This is a genomic window from Campylobacter concisus (assembly GCF_003048375.1).
In the GTDB taxonomy this organism is placed as follows: Bacteria; Campylobacterota; Campylobacteria; order Campylobacterales; family Campylobacteraceae; genus Campylobacter_A; species Campylobacter_A concisus_T.
Genome location: NZ_CP021642.1, coordinates 379968 through 395699, shown reverse-complemented (window position 1 = coordinate 395699; position 15732 = coordinate 379968). Strand labels below are relative to the sequence as shown.

Below are 15732 nucleotides of genomic sequence, written 5' to 3'. Positions count from 1 at the left end.
CTAAATTTAGTGGCAAAATGAAGAATTTAAATTCGGTAGATTTTCAAGGCGATTGCATAAAAGCGCATAAATTTAAAAGAAATTTTAGTGCCCAAAGTATCAGGCACTAAATCCATAAATTTACTCGGTTGCAAGATCTAGGTAATAATCAAGCTGGTCGCGTCTAATTATACGTATGAGGTTTGTGCTGCCCTCTACGCCTGTTGGATGGCCAGCTGTGACGAGATAGGTCTTGTCATGCTCGACGTATCCAGCATCATAAGCCTTTTTGATGACATTTGCGAGAAGGACATTCAGCTTTGTCTTTTCAAGCACGAGCGCTGGCGTCACGCCCCAAGCGAGGGTAAGCATATGAGCTGTCTGCTCGTCGTGTGCGATAGCGATGATGTCGATGTTTGTGCGGTTTCTAGCTAGCTTTATTGCTGATTTGCCAGAGCCTGTGATAGAGAGTATCGCATTTGCCTTGATACGCACGGCTAGCGAAGCTGCGCTATTTGCGACCATGTCAGTCTCGTCCAAAAAGTCGAATTCGTCAAATTTATTGTATGGATAGATGCTTTGCGTTTGTATGATCGTTTTGCTCATCGCCTCTACGACTGCGACTGGGTTTTTGCCGATCGCGCTCTCCTCGCTTAGCATAACCGCGTCAGTGCCGTCTAGCACGGCGTTTGCCACGTCACTAATCTCCGCTCTTGTAGCAGTTTCATGCTCTGCCATGCTTAGCATCATCTGCGTTGCTGTGATGACTGGCTTGCTGGCTGCATTTGCCTTTTTGATGATGAGCTTTTGTATGGTTGGCACATTGTAAAATGGCACTTCTATGCCAAGATCGCCACGAGCTACCATGATACCATCGCTCTTTGCGATGATGTCGTCTATGTTTTCAACTGCGTCAAATTTCTCGATCTTAGATAAGATAGCCGCACGTGATCCAAATTCTTTTAAGATATTTCTTGCTTTTATCACGTCATTTGCGTCTTGCACGAAGCTAATGGCAACGAAATTTACGCCCTGCTTTGCGCCAAATTCCATATCTTCTTTATCTTTTGGCGTGATAATGTCAATGCCAAGGGCGGTGTTTGGGAAATTTACACCTTTGTTTGAGTTTAAAATCCCGTCATTTTCGATGATCGTTTTTACCACATCTTTGCCCTCGCCTGTAACTCTTGCTCTGATCGAGCCATCGTAGAGATAGACGTACTCGCCAGCCTTTAGCATAGGTAAAATTTGAGGCTGATTTAGGCTCACTCTATAAACGCCCTTTTCGATCTTTTCGCCCACGATATCCTCGGCATAAATGCTAAGCTCGTCGCCAGCTTTTAAGTAAAATGGCTCGCTAAGCTTGCCAACTCTGATCTTTGGACCGCAGATATCTTGCAAGATACCTATGCGTTTGTTTAGTCTTTTTTCGATGTTTCTTATCTTGTCGATGTTTGATTTGTGGTATTCATGTGTTCCGTGGCTAAAATTTAAACGAAAAACATTAACCCCTGCTTTAACCATCGCTTCCATCGTCTCTTCGTTGTCACTTGCTGGCCCTAAAGTCGCTACAATTTTCGTCTTTTTTATCATTTTTATGCCCTGTAATTTGATTTTTGCGATTATAACACATTTTAATAATGTAAATTTTTTGTATAATATGCAAAATTTTTAAAGGAGAGAGTATGAATAAATTTTTATTAGCATCTCTTGGCCTAGCAGCTCTTGCTTGCGCTGCTATAGGAGATGACAAGGTCTATAAGCTCAAGCTTGCAACCTCATGGGAGAGCACTATGCCAGTGCTTGGTGACGTGCCAAAAGAGCTAAAAGAGAAGGTCGAAAAGATGAGTAACGGCCGCATCGAGATCAGGATCGACTACCCGTCAAAACATAAGTCGCCTTTTGCGATGCTTGACTTTGCAAAGAGCGGTCAGTACGACATCGGCTACACAGCTAGCTACTACTACAAAGGCAAAGATCCTAAGACAATGTTTTTTACAGCAACGCCATTTATGATGAATACCGACGAGCAAACAGCTTGGTATGAATTTGGTGGCGGCAAAGAGCTAGAGGCGAAAGTTTTTGATCCATATAACATCAAAATTTTTAGAGCTGGTAACACTGGCATGCAAATGGGCGGCTGGTTTAAAAAAGAGATCAAGTCAGTTGATGATATCAAAGGCTTAAAGATCAGAATTCCAGGCTTTGGCGGTGAAATTTACGCTAAACTTGGCGCAAACATCAACACTATCCCAACAGGCGAGCTTTACATGGCGCTTGAGATGGGCACTATCGATGCAGTCGAGTGGGTTAGCCCAGCTTACGACATGGCGCTTGGCTTTCACAAAGTGGCAAAATACTACTACACAGGCTGGCAAGAGCCAGATGGCGAAACTCAGTTTTTCTTCAACAAAAATGCATATGAAAAACTTCCAGATGATCTAAAAGCCATCTTTGAAGCTGCTGCTGCTGAAGTAGCAAGAGATGTGAATACTAAGGTATTTTACGCAAACGTAGAGTACTGGGACAAGATGAAGGCTGAGTATCCAGACATCCAAGTAAAATCTTTCCCACCAGAGGTCATCGCAGCTCTTAAAAAGGCTACAAATGAGCTACTTGATGAAGAGAGCGCAAAAGATCCACTATTTAAAGAGATCGTCGAGTCTCAAAGAGCTTTCCTCAAAAAAGCAAGAGAATGGACTAAAATTTCTGACTACGCTTACATCAAAACAAACGAAGAGAAATAACCACAGCAGGGAGCTCTCCCTGCTTTTTAAAATTTAAAACTACAACAAAAAACCAGACTTTAAAGCAAAAGATAAGACAATAGTGAAAATTTAAAAGGATTTATGATGAAAAAAGTCAAATTTATAGTTTTTATCTGCTTATTTATACTACTACCACTTGCTTATTTTAATGGCTTTATAAGAATTTCTGATCTAACTAGCGAACAAGAGAGCATTGCTAAAAAATATGGTGGTGTTTATGTATTTGATGAGAAGCTGGAGAGGGAGATAGATAAGAGAGAAGGTGAGAGGAATAAAGTTAATAAAGAAATACTAAAAGAAGTCTCAAATATACAAGACAAAGAAGAACAAAACAAACAACTAAGGTTACTACTACAAGAGAAATTTTATGATAATCCTAAACTAGAAAGGGTTTTATCTAATGGCAAAAGATATTACTCCAGAAAAGACAATATAAAAATAGATAACTATAAAATTTTAAATAACTATGAAGAAAAACTAAAAGAATTTATGGGCAAAGATTACGATCAATATGAAAACTATCTAAGTATAAATTTAGGATATTTCTATATAGACAATGACACTATTGTGCCTATAAGTATAGGAATTTCTACACTTTATACAGAAGTTATATTTGGACTATATGGAGATGAAGCAAGTGGAATAAAATTTACTAAAGAAAACACTCAAAGACTAATTGGAGATAATAAATTTTACTTCATAGACAACAAATTTCAAAAGATAAATAAATGAACACTCTTAAAAATTTAACAAATAAAGAAATGGTAAATAAGATAAAAGACTATGCTGATATAGCCGATGTTGCTTATGCGTTTTTTGAGTATATAGATGAGAATGAAATTTGGAGTATTTCGGATAAATTTTGTAATTAATAAACCTAGCTAGGCATAATAAATTAATAATATTATAAATATAATCACAATAAAATTAAAAGAAATTTTCTATCTTGTATAGTTTTAAATTTAAAAGGATTTATGATGAAAAAAGTCAAATTTATAGTTTTTATATGTTTGTTTATATTACTACCACTTGCTTATTTTAATGGCTTTATAAGAATTTCTGATCTAACTAGCGAACAAGAGAGCATTGCTAAGAAATATGGTGGTGTTTATGTATTTGATGAGAAGCTGGAGAAAGAGATAGATAAGCTTGAAGAGCTAAACAAAGATATAAGAGCAAAAAGATCAAGCCTATATCAAGAGATAAAACAAGAGCTAGATAACAATCAAAGCAAATATTTTCAAGAATTTAATAACAACAAGAGCAAATATATAGATATGGTTATGCAAGATATCTTTAACGATAAATTTTGTAAACAAAAATATGATGAATTTGTAGCTGCTGGTAAAGACATAATGAAAATGGAACATGCTTGCATAAATATAAATGAAAGAGCTAGGGGTAAATTTATAGATGAAATAGTAGATAAAACGTATCATGTTTATGATAGGTTGTCTAACGGAAAGAGATACTACCTCAGATGGATCGATTATGAAAATGAGACAAGAAAAAAAATAAAAACTCCACAAATTTACAAAGATAAAATAAAAGAATTTATTGGTAATGAAGATTATGAAAAATTTAAACCATCTTATGACTTGGGCTATTTTTATATCGATGATAATGATGAAGTAAGAGTAATCGATCTAAGTTTAGACTACTACGTTGTCGAAACAACATATACACTTTCAGGCGATGAAGCAAGTGGGATAAAATTTACCAAAAACAGATATATAAACGTAGCTGGAGATAACTATTTTTACTTGATAGATAACAAATTTCAAAAAATAAATAGGAAAAACAAATGAATACTATTAAAAATTTATCCAACAAAGATATGGTAAATAAAATAAAAGACTATGCTGATATAGCCGATGTTGCTTATGCTTTTTTTGAATACATAGATGAGAATGAAATTTGGAGTTTTGCGGATAAATTTCATAATGAGAGAATTTTAAAAAAGCCAAATCCTAGATGGGATTATGCTGATCATATAAATTTAGGCTATGAAAAAACTATAAATGAAAATGGTATTTCAAAATTAGCTCCAACATCCTATGCTCTTTGCGTAGAAGCTAGATTTATGCAAGACTTGACAATAAAAAAACCAAAAGAAGATGATGAATTAGAAGAAGAAAAAGTAGAAATTTCTAATGAAATAAAGAATTTTATAAAAGTCCCTCGAAATAAAAAGCAGTATTTATTTTACACAATAGACAATCTCTCCAAACGTACCAAAAATTTCACATCAAGATTTAAACTTCTAAAACATCAAAAAAATGACATACTAGGTTTTAGCACTACACTCTTTGAAGATACAGAAAATAGCAATAAAAGAATACTAGCCTTTAGAGGCACTGAGATCACTCCAGGAGACTTATATGCGGATGTTCAGCTGACAACGAATGAGATACCAGCACAAGTAAATTCTTTAATAAATTTCTTTTTAGATAGTGTTATACCTATCTTAAAAGAAGGTGAAAAGATAAATATTTGCGGTCACTCTCTTGGTGGATACTTAACTCAGATATGTGCTTTTACCTTTCCAGAGTATATAGATGAAATTTATACATTTAACTCACCTGGGATATTAACAGATTATATACAAACTAGAGTAGGCATCCCAAATATTGATCTCATGCCAAGGTTCATTAGAAATGAGATCATATATTTCTTTAATAAAAGAAATGTCCCATACTATGAAAAGCTTAAAGAAAATATATTTTTATCGGATAAAGACCACACCTACCTACCAGCACCTTTAAATGTTAATAACATATACCACATGAAAACAGACAATGATAGCCTAGCCTTTAACAATAAACTCTATGAAAACGCTATACAAGACCTTGGGGTTGATATAAATGGCAATGAAGTGCTTATAAATATAGGCAACGTAGATGCTATACTAAAAACAGATATAAGTATAAGCTCGCACTTTCTTACCTATACAGCCGCTACACTATACTTTTTCTCATATCTTTTAAATGAAAAAGATAATGACGAAAAGACAAACAATGTGAGCTTAAAAGGCACATTTTTATATCTAAATGACTTTATGGAGCAAAACTATAAGCTTATATTTGATCTTGATACAAATTTATTAATAGAATATAAAAACAAAACATCCTATATAGACAACAAAGCTACACTTCCACCTCTTTTATATAACAAAAACAAAAATTGGATGTTGCTTATACTAATAAATAACATAAAACACGACTTCAAGATATTAAATCACAATTTAGAAGACGAGCAAGAAGCTTTAATAATAGAAGATATATTTAAGCTTAGTGACAAGAAGCGATACACAAATATAATAAGCAAAGATGAGATAGAGAAATTTAAAGAAAACGGATGTGAAACTATAGAAGATCAAAGGGCTATGCATAAGTGTAGGACATACAAGGTGGTAGATGAGAGCTCTAGCGATGTCACTAGCACTAAGGCTGATGCTAGCAAGCTCTATACCTATGTGTCAAATTTCACAAGGTCGCTTTCATCACAAGATAACAAAGCATATTTTATGAAAAAATCAGAGCAGACCTACTCTCTTTTATTTGATAATAGCACAGGCAGTGGCTCTATAAATTTATATGATGTAAAAGATAGAGGCGAGATAAAATTTGGCTTTTTATCAGCTAGCTCTAGTGTATATGTGGATAAAGATAAAGAGAGTTTAGCCATATTTACAAAAGATAAGGACATAGTGGATATAGAGAGTGTATATGGCAAGATAAAAGATAAATTTGGCGTGGAAAACCCAGAAAACTACAAGGTAGATCTCTTCTTAAACGCCACACTTCTAAAAGGTGCAAATGAAGCTAAAGACTATAAATTTGGCTTTACAAATTTCAAAGATGAAAAAGAGCATGATCTCTTTGAAAACAAAGATGAGCAAAAGCCTTTTTACTACTTTAGCCCAAGGGGTGATGAAAGCTCTAAAGGTTCTCTTGATATCACAAACAAAAACACTAGCATAAGAGTGCTTGGCTATGATATAGATAGGGATAGCTTGGATGTAAAGCTAAAAAGAGCTAACAATGATGAGAAAAAAGAGAGCCAAATGCAAAGCAAAGAGGCGCTAGATCATCAAAGCTTGCCTTTGGGTGCAGTAGCCACAAATTTCACCGCTCACCCAGTCATAGAAGATGATATCATCACTTGCCCGCATGGTGGCCAAGTAGTACTAAAAAGCAAAGCTGGCAGGAGTATCAAATCTCAGGATATAGCGCTTATACTAGGTCGAGACTTCCTTGGCTCTCCGATAGTTGGCTGCTCGGCAAATTCGCCATGCACCTGCGTAGCACACGTGCCAAAGAGCGCCCTAAGTGCCAAAAGAGTAAATGAGGACTACGCCCTTATGCAAGACCTAGTTCATCACTGCTTAAGCGATAAAGGCTGCACGCTATCAGTAGTTAAAAAGTCAAATTTACTAAATTTTGAAGGGATAAAATACGTTGATAGCAGCGGCAACGAGATAACTCCAAAAGATGTGCAGATTATGCAAAATCCAAGGCTAAGGTTTTTCATGAAGAGTGCCGCATCGCAAAGAGATAACATGCACGTCGCAATATACTCCATAAACGGCACCGAGTACAAAGAGCCAAACGGAGCTGACGAGATCGTGCTAAAAGAGAGCGACGCAAAAGACGTTAGCGACAAGGCACTTTTAAAGCTATTTAATGAAAACTTTAAGACTACCAGCCAAAGAAAATATGAATTTAAAGAGTACTCGCTAAAGTATGGCGCAGATGTTTTTAGACTAAATTTCATAAAGCCAGAGTATAAGAGCAAGCACGGCATAAACGGCTACTACGAAAGACTTACCGAGTACGAAAACGACGTTAGAAATTTGATCTTTCTAACGCCAAATCAAACAAAAGATATCACTATAAAAATAGCCAAAGGGCTAGACGCTAAGATAGAAAAAGACGCCGAGATAACCGACGTCGTAGTGCTTCAAGGGCTATAAATTTACCCTTAGCAAGGCATCTTTAAAACTTCTACCACTTCACCTTTTGCGATAAATTCTGTCTCTTTAGGGATGATAAGCAGTGCAGCTTCGTTTGTTAGGTTATTTACGATCGCTGAGCTACCTAGCTTTTTACCGTTTAAATTTACAAAGATCTTGCCATCTCTGTTTTCTAAATTTACCGCTGTAAATTCCAAAAATGGCGAGCGTTTTTTGTAGTCTTCGTCCATTATCGCCGTGATCTTTGGCTCTTCTTGGCTAAACCAAGTGTTTATAAGCACTCTTACATAAAGCACGCACATAACCATCGCTGAATACGGAAATCCCGGCAGCGCAAAGATATATTTATCGCCTGATTTTGCCACTCTGATGTGGCGGCCTGGTTTTATCGCAGCGCCTTCGATGATGAGCTTAAAGTTTTCATTTAAAGCGCCCTTTACAAAGTCATAGTCTCCCATGCTGATACCGCCAGTCGTCACCAAGATATCGGCTGATTTTAGTGCATTTATGATCGCTTTTTCGACAAGCTCGGCCTTATCTCTTACGATCTCACAAAGGATCGGCTCCGCGCCCATTTTGCGTATCTGCATAGCGATGCCTACGTGATTTGAGCTGTGAATTTGTGCTGGACTATCAAGAGGTTCGCCAAGGTCTTTTATCTCGCTACCGGTTGCTAGTATCGCCACTCTTGGGCGGATGAAGACGCTTACGTGAAAGACGCCAAGCTCCGCAAGAAGCGCGATCTCAGAGTATGTTAGACGTGTGCCTTTTTTTATTAAAATTTCGCCTTTTTTGTAGCTCTCGCCGACTGCACGCACGGCAAAGCCCTTTGGCACGCTCTTTTTGATGATTATTTTCGAGCCGCTTACCTCGACATTTTCAACTGGCACAAGAGTGTCGGTACCTTCGCTCATTAGCGAGCCGGTGAAGGTTTTGACGCATTTGCTGCCCTCTACATGTAGCCCTTTGTCACTACCTGCTGGCAGATCGGTGATGAGCTCAAGCTCGTTTAGTCCATCTTTAAAGGCAAAAGCGTAGCCGTCCATCGCCGAAACTGGCTTTGCTGGGTAGTTTTCAGCGGCTTTCACATCATAGGCGATATTTCTATCAAGTGCATCTGTGATAGCCACTTTTTCGACCTTCTCCCACGCATTTATCGTATCTTTTAGAATTTTCAGGCTATCTGCATAGCTCATAAAATCTTTCATTATTTGTCCTTTTTATGAAATTTTTGCATATTTTAGCCACTTCTGTTTTACAAAAAATTAATCTTTGTTTTATTTAATGATTATTAAAATGTCGTTTAAGAAACCAGTCTGGTTTTACCCTTACACAGGAATTTACATGAACAAAACACTACTTTACATCATCGCAGGTGCGAGCCTTGGCATACTTGGTCCGGTGCTCGTTCATTTTGGCAACCCAGCAAACATGGGCGTTTGCGCGGCTTGCTTTTTACGAGATAGCATGGGGGCGCTTGGCTTTCACCAGGCCAAAGTCGTGCAGTATCTAAGGCCTGAAATTTTAGGGCTTATCATCGGAGGCTTTCTAGCTAGCATGCTTTGGAGTAGAAATTTCACTCCAGTATCTGGTAGCGCGGCATTTTCTAGGTTTTTCTTAGGCGTGTTTGCGATGATAGGCTGCCTCATATTTTTAGGCTGCCCTTGGAGAGCATTTTTACGTCTTGGAGGCGGAGATATGACCGCCATAGCTGGCGTTGTTGGCTTATTTGCTGGCGTCTTTGTGGGACGGACTTTTAAGAAAAATGGCTATGTTTTGCCTGAGAGTGAAACCACAGCAAAGGCGATAGGGTTTTTGCCGCTGATCATTGCTATTTTGCTTTTACTAGCACTTATCTTTGGTCTAAAACTTGGTGAAAATGGCGCATTATTTAGCTCAGAAAAAGGCCCAGGCTCACAGCATGCAAATTTATTTATCTCGCTTATTTGTGCCATTATCATCGGCGCATTTATGCAAAGAAGTAAATTTTGCTCAGTGGGAGCTATCAGTAAAATTTTTGAGCGTGACTTTTCGATGTTTTATGGCGTCATCTCTATCATCGTCTGCGCAAGCGTAACGAATTTAGTGCTAAATCAATACAAATTTGGCTTTGAAGGACAACCTATCGCTCACAATGATATGCTTTGGAATTTCTTAGGTATGAGCTTAGCTGGCCTTTGCTTTAGCCTAAGCTACGGCTGCCCTGGCAAACATCTAGTGCAAATGGGAGCTGGAAATTTAAGCTCAGCTGTATTTGTTTTAGGCATGGGAGCTGGAGCTGCGATAAGTCATAACTTTATCTTAGCAAGCTCAGGAGCTGGCATCACACCTTTTGCCCCGTATGCCGTGGCTATCGGTTTCATATACGCTATTTACGTTGGATTTTTCACTAAAAAAGCTTAAATAAATTTGGCTGCTCTTTGCAGTCAAATTTACTTTTTTATCTATAAAATTTGTGTGAGATAAATTTTAGCTAAAAATAAGTTCTTAGGTTGTATAATCCAAAACTTATTTTAAGTTGTCACGGTAGCTCAGCTGGTTAGAGCGCTGGTCTCATAAGCCGGAGGTCGGGAGTTCAAGTCTCCCCCGTGACACCATAGATGTCCTACTTATCGATACTTTAACTGCCCTTTTTGCAGTTTCCCTTTCTTTAAAATTTCCTAAAAGTATGGTACAGTTTTTATAAAAAGTGGTACATTTTTTCAGGATTGTTTTATTTTACAAGATGCTTTCTATAAATTTGCTTTTATTTTTACTGATAGATAAAATTTTTATCTCAAAGTGAACAAACTTAAATTTATCTCACTCTTAAATTTTCGGCACAACTTTTGCTTACTCTTTGAAGCTAAATTTCAAGGAGTAAGCTATGAAAGTCTCTTATAACTCCATCTTAACAAAACAGCACTACCAAAAACAGACAAAAAGCGAAGGCTTTGCAAATTTCTTGCCTAACACTCCAAATATAAATTCGATCAGCCAAACCACTACTCCCAAGAATGACTTTGTTTCATCTAGTAGTATCGACTCTCTTTATCAGGCTAAATTTACTTCACAAGAGGGTTATGGATATAGTGTAGATGCTAAAGGATTTATGGGAGCTGATTTTAACAAGGCAGCAGGCTTGCCACAGGACTTTAAAATCCACAAAAGCACGCTTGATGCGATAGTGCTACACAATCAAAAACACCCAAACTTTACAAATTTTTCAATGAATACAAAAAAAGATAATGTGCTATTTGGAGAGGATAGCTTTGCAAATATCGATCTAGCAGATACCATCAAGCAATACTATAAAATTTTTGATCAAATTTCAGCTGGAGTTATTAGCAAGGGCAAAGAATTTTACTCAAACGAAGATCTAGCAAAGATGCCAAAGGGCTACTTTTCAAAAGATAAAAAAATAGATTATTCCGAATATCTAATGGGTAGGATGTCGAGCGATGAGATAGATGGGCTAACTGATAGGAGTAATGAGAAGGTAACTCATGTCTTCAGGACAGCCCAAGATGCAGACGATGCGCGTAAGCTAATGAATGATCTAAAAGACATAAATGTAGAAGTTAATGGAAATTTCCTTGACTTCTCTCCAGAAGTTATGACAACTGAGCATACTATCCCTTATATGTGGGTTAGTAGTGCTGGATATGACTTTAAGCCTGATATGTCTGTATATGATAATGAACAAGGCTATACAAAGGAGCAAATCTTTGTCGCATTTTTAAAAAACGAGCAAGGTCTTGTGTTGCAAGGTGGCACAACAAGGATAACTGATGAGGCTCGCAATGTATATAGAGACAAACTCATACTTACAAAACAAGATAGAAGTGAGATAGGCATACCAAAGGCTTATTATGATGAGATACTATCTGGTAAGAAAGATCTAAAAGATATACTAGCTAGGATTTTAAAGCTTAGAAATTTGGAGCTTAAAAAAGATCACACGCTTGAGGGACTAGCAAGCAAGATAATGGATGTTTTAAAAGAATTTGATGAGAGGACGAAGACAAGAGAGCTTTAAAAATATAACATAGTAGGCATTCGCTCTAAGCCCTTTTAGCCCCCATACTACTAAACATTTTTTATATTTGCCGATATAAGATATATATTTTAAAAGGATTTAAAATGAATATATCACCAAATTTAGAGCCCATAAATATAAATTTACCCAAAGATATGATCTATTCAAGGGTCCTTCTTGGCGTAGATAGAGTGCAAACTTTAGACAATACAAATTTAAAGTCTGAGCTTAAAGACATCGCTACTAAGCTTATCTCAAATAGCACTTACTCTATCATCCAAAGCGCCAGCACCAGTGGCGTGAAGTCAGAGTATGCTAAAGCAGACAACGGAACAAACGATGCTTTTTCTTACGTGGATATCCAGCGGAGAAACTGGGACAAAAAGGACTTTGAAAACAAATATCTCTTTGGCGAAGATGCCTCAGCACTAAGGAAAGTGGATCAAACTAGCACCTATTTTTCATCTATAAATTCAAAAACTCCCATTAAGCCCATTGCGGCAGCAGATACTAAATTTACAAATTTAAATGACTACGCCTATGAAAAAACGATAAAAACTTCACTGGGTGATGTAGAGGTCTTTTTGGATCTTTATAACGATAATGACAAACTAGGCATAGGCAAGCTAGATGCAAATGGATTTTTATTTAACTTTGATAGCAACAAGGACGGAGTGATAAATTCTGGTGATAAATACTTTGATAAGCTAAAAGTTAGAGGCTACGATAAAGACGGAAATGAGAAAATTTTCAAACTAAGCGAAGTTGTAAGCGAGATAAACCTTAACGACTTTATCAAAAAAGATATTAGAAATTTAAGCCATGAGGCTATGGACTTTGCTAGCAAAAACACGGTTGATTACAGAGTTAGTTTAAATAACTCAAACCCTTATACTCTATTTTCAGCCGAATATCGCTACCAAAAGATAGACAAAGAAGAGACTAATAAATTTTTCAAAGACCATGCAGACAAAGACGGCTGGGTAGATCTTAGGGATAATAAGATATTTAACGAAGAGAGCGGCTTAAATAACTTTGCCTATGAGAAAGTTGGCTTTGACGGCAAGAAAAAGCTTAGCGAGTTTAACCCTATCATAAAGCCTTCTGGGCCTAAACAAGATGAGAGCTTTTCATACGCAGGCTATCAAAAAGATAGCTTTATGAAATTTTATAACGACTACCAAAAAGAGTCTAGCGCTCACAGCAAAGACGTAGAGTGGATAAGCAAAAATTTAAAAGAAAATGATGTAGAAGACGCAGATGATCTCATCTCAAAGCTAAAAGTCACAAAGTCATCTTATATGATCGCTATGGAGAGTGAGTTTGAAAAAGCAACTGGGCTTGAGTTTAGCCTAGAAAATTTAGAAAGAGTAAAGCATGCTTTTGAGAGTGATACTAGCAAGGCAGCAGCTGCGCTAAAGGACACAGACAGCGTAATAGCTATGAAGCTAAACAAAAATGGCACGATCACGCTTAAATTTGATAGCGGAAGAGAGCTAGAGGTAAAAGAAATTTATAGCGACACTGGCAAGCTAATCAGCAAAGATGACAAGGATAGCAAAAGAGCAAGTATAAATTTAGATGCTAAGAGCATGAATGATGTAGAGCTAAATAGACTTGACTTTAAGGCTATGGGCATAAAGCAAGATGATAAGATATCTAGCCTAAAAGAGCTTGGAACAAAGCTCGTTAAAAACCTATCTGATAAATTTACAAGTAAATTTCTGATCGGACTTGAAAACGGCAAAAGCATCACCACCAAAGAAATTTACAACATCACCTACCTTGAAAACGACCTCAAATTTAAAGAACTATCTAGCAAAGATAGGCTTTATAAAAAGGTAGATACGAGAGTTTAGGAGTAAATTTATGCATACTAAAAACCCTTGGCAAAATAAAACTTTTCACAAAAAAGACGATATCTTTGGTATGAAGCTAAAAGGATACTAGATGATAAATGCACTTGGTAGCTACCCCTTAAATTTAGAGCAGAACATAAAGGTATCAACCAAAGTTGCCACCAACCAAACAAGCTCAGAGGTTTTAGGCTACAAGGTAGATAAGGATGGCTACTTTACAGATGAGTTTAACAAGCAAGCTGGCATACCAAGCGGATATAAAATTCACTCAAGCACACTGGAGTCGTTAGTCAATGTTGCAGAAGGAACTTCATTTTTTAGTCGCACCTTTAAAAGCATAGATATAGCAAAGACTGCTGGCAATGCCTACAAAATCCTCTCACAAGTAGTCGGAGAAGATATACTAAACTCAAAAGAAAGCTTTAGCTTAGATGAGATAAGAAATTTCCCTCAAGGCTTTGAGTATAATCGCCAAAGTATGCAAGTAACCAAGATACATAACTCCATTTACGACTTTGATGCAGCTGCTTCTAGCTTTAACTACAAAGAGTCAAACAAGCAGATGATAAGCACGCTCTTTTTCAACCCAAGCTTTAATGGTGGAGATGGCAGGCAACCACTAAAGCCAACAACAGACATCTTTAATAACAATAATGGTGGCAAAGAGAGTGTGGGAAGTGGTGTTTTTATCGATCCGCACGGCGAAAGATACACAAACAAAGATGGCTCTATAACTAAAGGCGGACTTTTAGCAGCAGTTATAAACAGCAACCTTGACGTCAAAGAAGGTGAAACTACCGTTTTTGGAAAGAAACAAGGCTTTGATAAGAGTGTAGATAGTAAAGAATTTAGTAGGGCATTTGAGCTATTTGAACTTATGGGTGAGATGAAATTTGGAGCAAATTTCAACAAAGCAAGCGACTCTGACCTAGCTGGTATGCCTGAATATATGCAAGAGTATGTTAAGTATAAAAGAGACCTTGTCTATGTAGATCTAACGACTGGGTTTGTCGGTAAGTATTCAGATGAAGAAGACGAACTATCATTTAAAAAGATGATGGAGCATAATCTAAAAATACTAAAGCTACTTTTTGGTGAGATAGATAAAGATGGCAAGAAGAGTAAGGACTTTATGGATAGCTTTTTAAAATTTAGTATGCCACCTTTAAATTTAGTAAAAGAGCTAAATGAAAACCCAGCTGGAAAATATCTAGTAGATATGCTTGGTATAAAAAGAGATATTGATATAAAGGCGTAGGGGGGGTTGAAATGATAACTAGCATAAACGGACTTAGCAACACACCGATACAAGATAACACTATCCAAAAAGAAAATGTAGCCAAAGAAGGCAAGCAAGACAAAAACGCTACCGAAGAAAAATTTGACTACTCAAAGAATCTTTTTAAACCCTGGAGCGAAACTATAAAAGAATTTATAGATATAGACAAAAGCAAAGAGGGCTGGATAGCAGATACTATAAATCGAATTGATAATATGCTGTCTGATTACACCATTCAAGAAAGACGAGCTTTATCAGCAAAAAGAGAACCAGAAAATATGGAAGAATTTAGAGTTCGCGAACTCCAAGATTACATGGACTGGTTGCTTACAAACTCTATAGACGGCAAACCAACCATGATGGGCAAACTAATAGGTCTTGGCACAAAAGAAGAAGAAGATGAACTTGATGCTTTTATGGAAACTATGTCTTCTCTTTATCCAAATAATAACAAGGAGTCGCTTAGTCTTTTAGATAGAACCGATCTAAGTATAGATGAATTTAAGACTTTATTTGCCAAAGCAAGAGAAAAAGCTACAAAGGATGTTGAAGAACAAAGAAAGCAGATAATCAAAGAAGAACAAGAATACAATGCAAATTTAGCCAAAGAGCAAAGTGAGAAGAAATTTAAACCTATGCAGGTTAAGAAGAAGTATGAGACCTATGATATAAACAAGGATCAAAAATTTCTCTATGCAAGAGAGCTTTTAAATTTCAAAGAAAAAAGAGGCATAGACGTCTTAGAGCTTATGCAAAAGATAGATAAGAAGCAAATTTTAAATAAGATGGTTTGATGGATAAAGCAAAACGAGGATCATCCTCTATCTTGTCATAGGATGACTTAGTGGCGGCTT

General features: G+C 36.8%; 12 protein-coding genes and 1 tRNA gene. 11 read left to right on the top strand and 2 right to left on the bottom strand.

Translation table 11 applies throughout. From position 1 onward, the window contains the following. Window positions 1-120: 120 nt before the first annotated feature. On the bottom strand, window positions 121-1572 hold the full coding sequence (gene pyk / locus CCS77_RS01985) for a pyruvate kinase (RefSeq protein ID WP_107916407.1): 1452 nt from the start codon (window positions 1570-1572) through the stop codon (window positions 121-123). A gap of 92 nt (window positions 1573-1664) precedes the next feature. Between pyk and CCS77_RS01980 the strand changes: the two genes are divergently transcribed. The 5 genes from CCS77_RS01980 (at window position 1665) to CCS77_RS01960 (ending at window position 7722) form a co-directional block, all read left to right on the top strand. After that, window positions 1665-2726, top strand: a complete 1062-nt coding sequence (locus tag CCS77_RS01980) for a TRAP transporter substrate-binding protein (RefSeq protein WP_107916406.1) — start codon at window positions 1665-1667, stop codon at window positions 2724-2726. A 105-nt stretch (window positions 2727-2831) separates the two neighbouring features. Then, on the top strand, window positions 2832-3479 hold the full coding sequence (locus tag CCS77_RS01975; protein ID WP_107916405.1) for a hypothetical protein: 648 nt from the start codon (window positions 2832-2834) through the stop codon (window positions 3477-3479). Next, on the top strand, window positions 3476-3619 hold the full coding sequence (locus CCS77_RS01970; protein WP_107916404.1) for a diadenosine tetraphosphate hydrolase: 144 nt from the start codon (window positions 3476-3478) through the stop codon (window positions 3617-3619). The genes CCS77_RS01975 and CCS77_RS01970 overlap by 4 nt, the downstream gene beginning before the upstream one ends. A 105-nt stretch (window positions 3620-3724) precedes the next feature. Continuing rightward, on the top strand, window positions 3725-4555 hold the full coding sequence (locus CCS77_RS01965; RefSeq protein ID WP_107916403.1) for a hypothetical protein: 831 nt from the start codon (window positions 3725-3727) through the stop codon (window positions 4553-4555). Then, on the top strand, window positions 4552-7722 hold the full coding sequence (locus tag CCS77_RS01960) for an Mbeg1-like protein (protein WP_107916402.1): 3171 nt from the start codon (window positions 4552-4554) through the stop codon (window positions 7720-7722). Before CCS77_RS01965 ends, CCS77_RS01960 begins: the two co-directional genes overlap by 4 nt. Window positions 7723-7730: 8 nt before the next feature. Here the strand turns inward: CCS77_RS01960 and CCS77_RS01955 are convergent, their stop codons facing one another. Beyond that, complete coding sequence (locus tag CCS77_RS01955) at window positions 7731-8930, bottom strand: molybdopterin molybdotransferase MoeA (protein WP_103573295.1); 1200 nt, start codon at window positions 8928-8930, stop codon at window positions 7731-7733. 136 nt (window positions 8931-9066) lie between these two features. Here CCS77_RS01955 and yedE point away from each other — a divergent pair, with 136 nt between their 5' ends. The 6 genes from yedE to CCS77_RS01925 all read left to right on the top strand — a co-directional run bounded on the left by yedE (window position 9067) and on the right by CCS77_RS01925 (window position 15672). Continuing rightward, the gene (gene yedE, locus CCS77_RS01950) at window positions 9067-10125 is read left to right on the top strand and encodes a YedE family putative selenium transporter (RefSeq protein ID WP_107916401.1); all 1059 of its coding nucleotides are present in this window, start codon (window positions 9067-9069) and stop codon (window positions 10123-10125) included. A gap of 117 nt (window positions 10126-10242) precedes the next feature. After that, window positions 10243-10319: transfer RNA gene (locus tag CCS77_RS01945), tRNA-Met, on the top strand. Window positions 10320-10588: 269 nt separating this feature from the next. Continuing rightward, window positions 10589-11740 carry a Cj0814 family flagellar-dependent secreted protein gene (locus tag CCS77_RS01940; RefSeq protein ID WP_107916400.1) on the top strand — a complete coding sequence of 384 codons (1152 nt, stop codon included), beginning with the start codon at window positions 10589-10591 and terminating at the stop codon, window positions 11738-11740. 104 nt (window positions 11741-11844) lie between these two features. Then, the gene (locus CCS77_RS01935; protein ID WP_107916399.1) at window positions 11845-13599 is read left to right on the top strand and encodes a response regulator; all 1755 of its coding nucleotides are present in this window, start codon (window positions 11845-11847) and stop codon (window positions 13597-13599) included. Window positions 13600-13690: 91 nt separating this feature from the next. Continuing rightward, window positions 13691-14857 (top strand): Cj0814 family flagellar-dependent secreted protein, encoded by a 1167-nt coding sequence (locus CCS77_RS01930; RefSeq protein WP_107916398.1) that lies wholly within the window; start codon window positions 13691-13693, stop codon window positions 14855-14857. Window positions 14858-14868: 11 nt separating this feature from the next. After that, window positions 14869-15672 (top strand): cell surface protein, encoded by an 804-nt coding sequence (locus tag CCS77_RS01925; RefSeq protein ID WP_107916397.1) that lies wholly within the window; start codon window positions 14869-14871, stop codon window positions 15670-15672. The last annotated feature ends 60 nt before the right edge of the window (window positions 15673-15732 follow it).

Coding starts and splice junctions, on each gene's coding strand:
- CCS77_RS01935 (WP_107916399.1), top strand. CDS start 11,845: ATGAATATATCACCAAATTTAGAGCCCATAAATATAAATTTACCCAAA.
- CCS77_RS01955 (WP_103573295.1), bottom strand. CDS start 8,930: ATGAAAGATTTTATGAGCTATGCAGATAGCCTGAAAATTCTAAAAGAT.
- pyk (WP_107916407.1), bottom strand. CDS start 1,572: ATGATAAAAAAGACGAAAATTGTAGCGACTTTAGGGCCAGCAAGTGAC.
- yedE (WP_107916401.1), top strand. CDS start 9,067: ATGAACAAAACACTACTTTACATCATCGCAGGTGCGAGCCTTGGCATA.
- CCS77_RS01960 (WP_107916402.1), top strand. CDS start 4,552: ATGAATACTATTAAAAATTTATCCAACAAAGATATGGTAAATAAAATA.
- CCS77_RS01940 (WP_107916400.1), top strand. CDS start 10,589: ATGAAAGTCTCTTATAACTCCATCTTAACAAAACAGCACTACCAAAAA.
- CCS77_RS01925 (WP_107916397.1), top strand. CDS start 14,869: ATGATAACTAGCATAAACGGACTTAGCAACACACCGATACAAGATAAC.
- CCS77_RS01975 (WP_107916405.1), top strand. CDS start 2,832: ATGAAAAAAGTCAAATTTATAGTTTTTATCTGCTTATTTATACTACTA.
- CCS77_RS01980 (WP_107916406.1), top strand. CDS start 1,665: ATGAATAAATTTTTATTAGCATCTCTTGGCCTAGCAGCTCTTGCTTGC.
- CCS77_RS01970 (WP_107916404.1), top strand. CDS start 3,476: ATGAACACTCTTAAAAATTTAACAAATAAAGAAATGGTAAATAAGATA.
- CCS77_RS01965 (WP_107916403.1), top strand. CDS start 3,725: ATGAAAAAAGTCAAATTTATAGTTTTTATATGTTTGTTTATATTACTA.
- CCS77_RS01930 (WP_107916398.1), top strand. CDS start 13,691: ATGATAAATGCACTTGGTAGCTACCCCTTAAATTTAGAGCAGAACATA.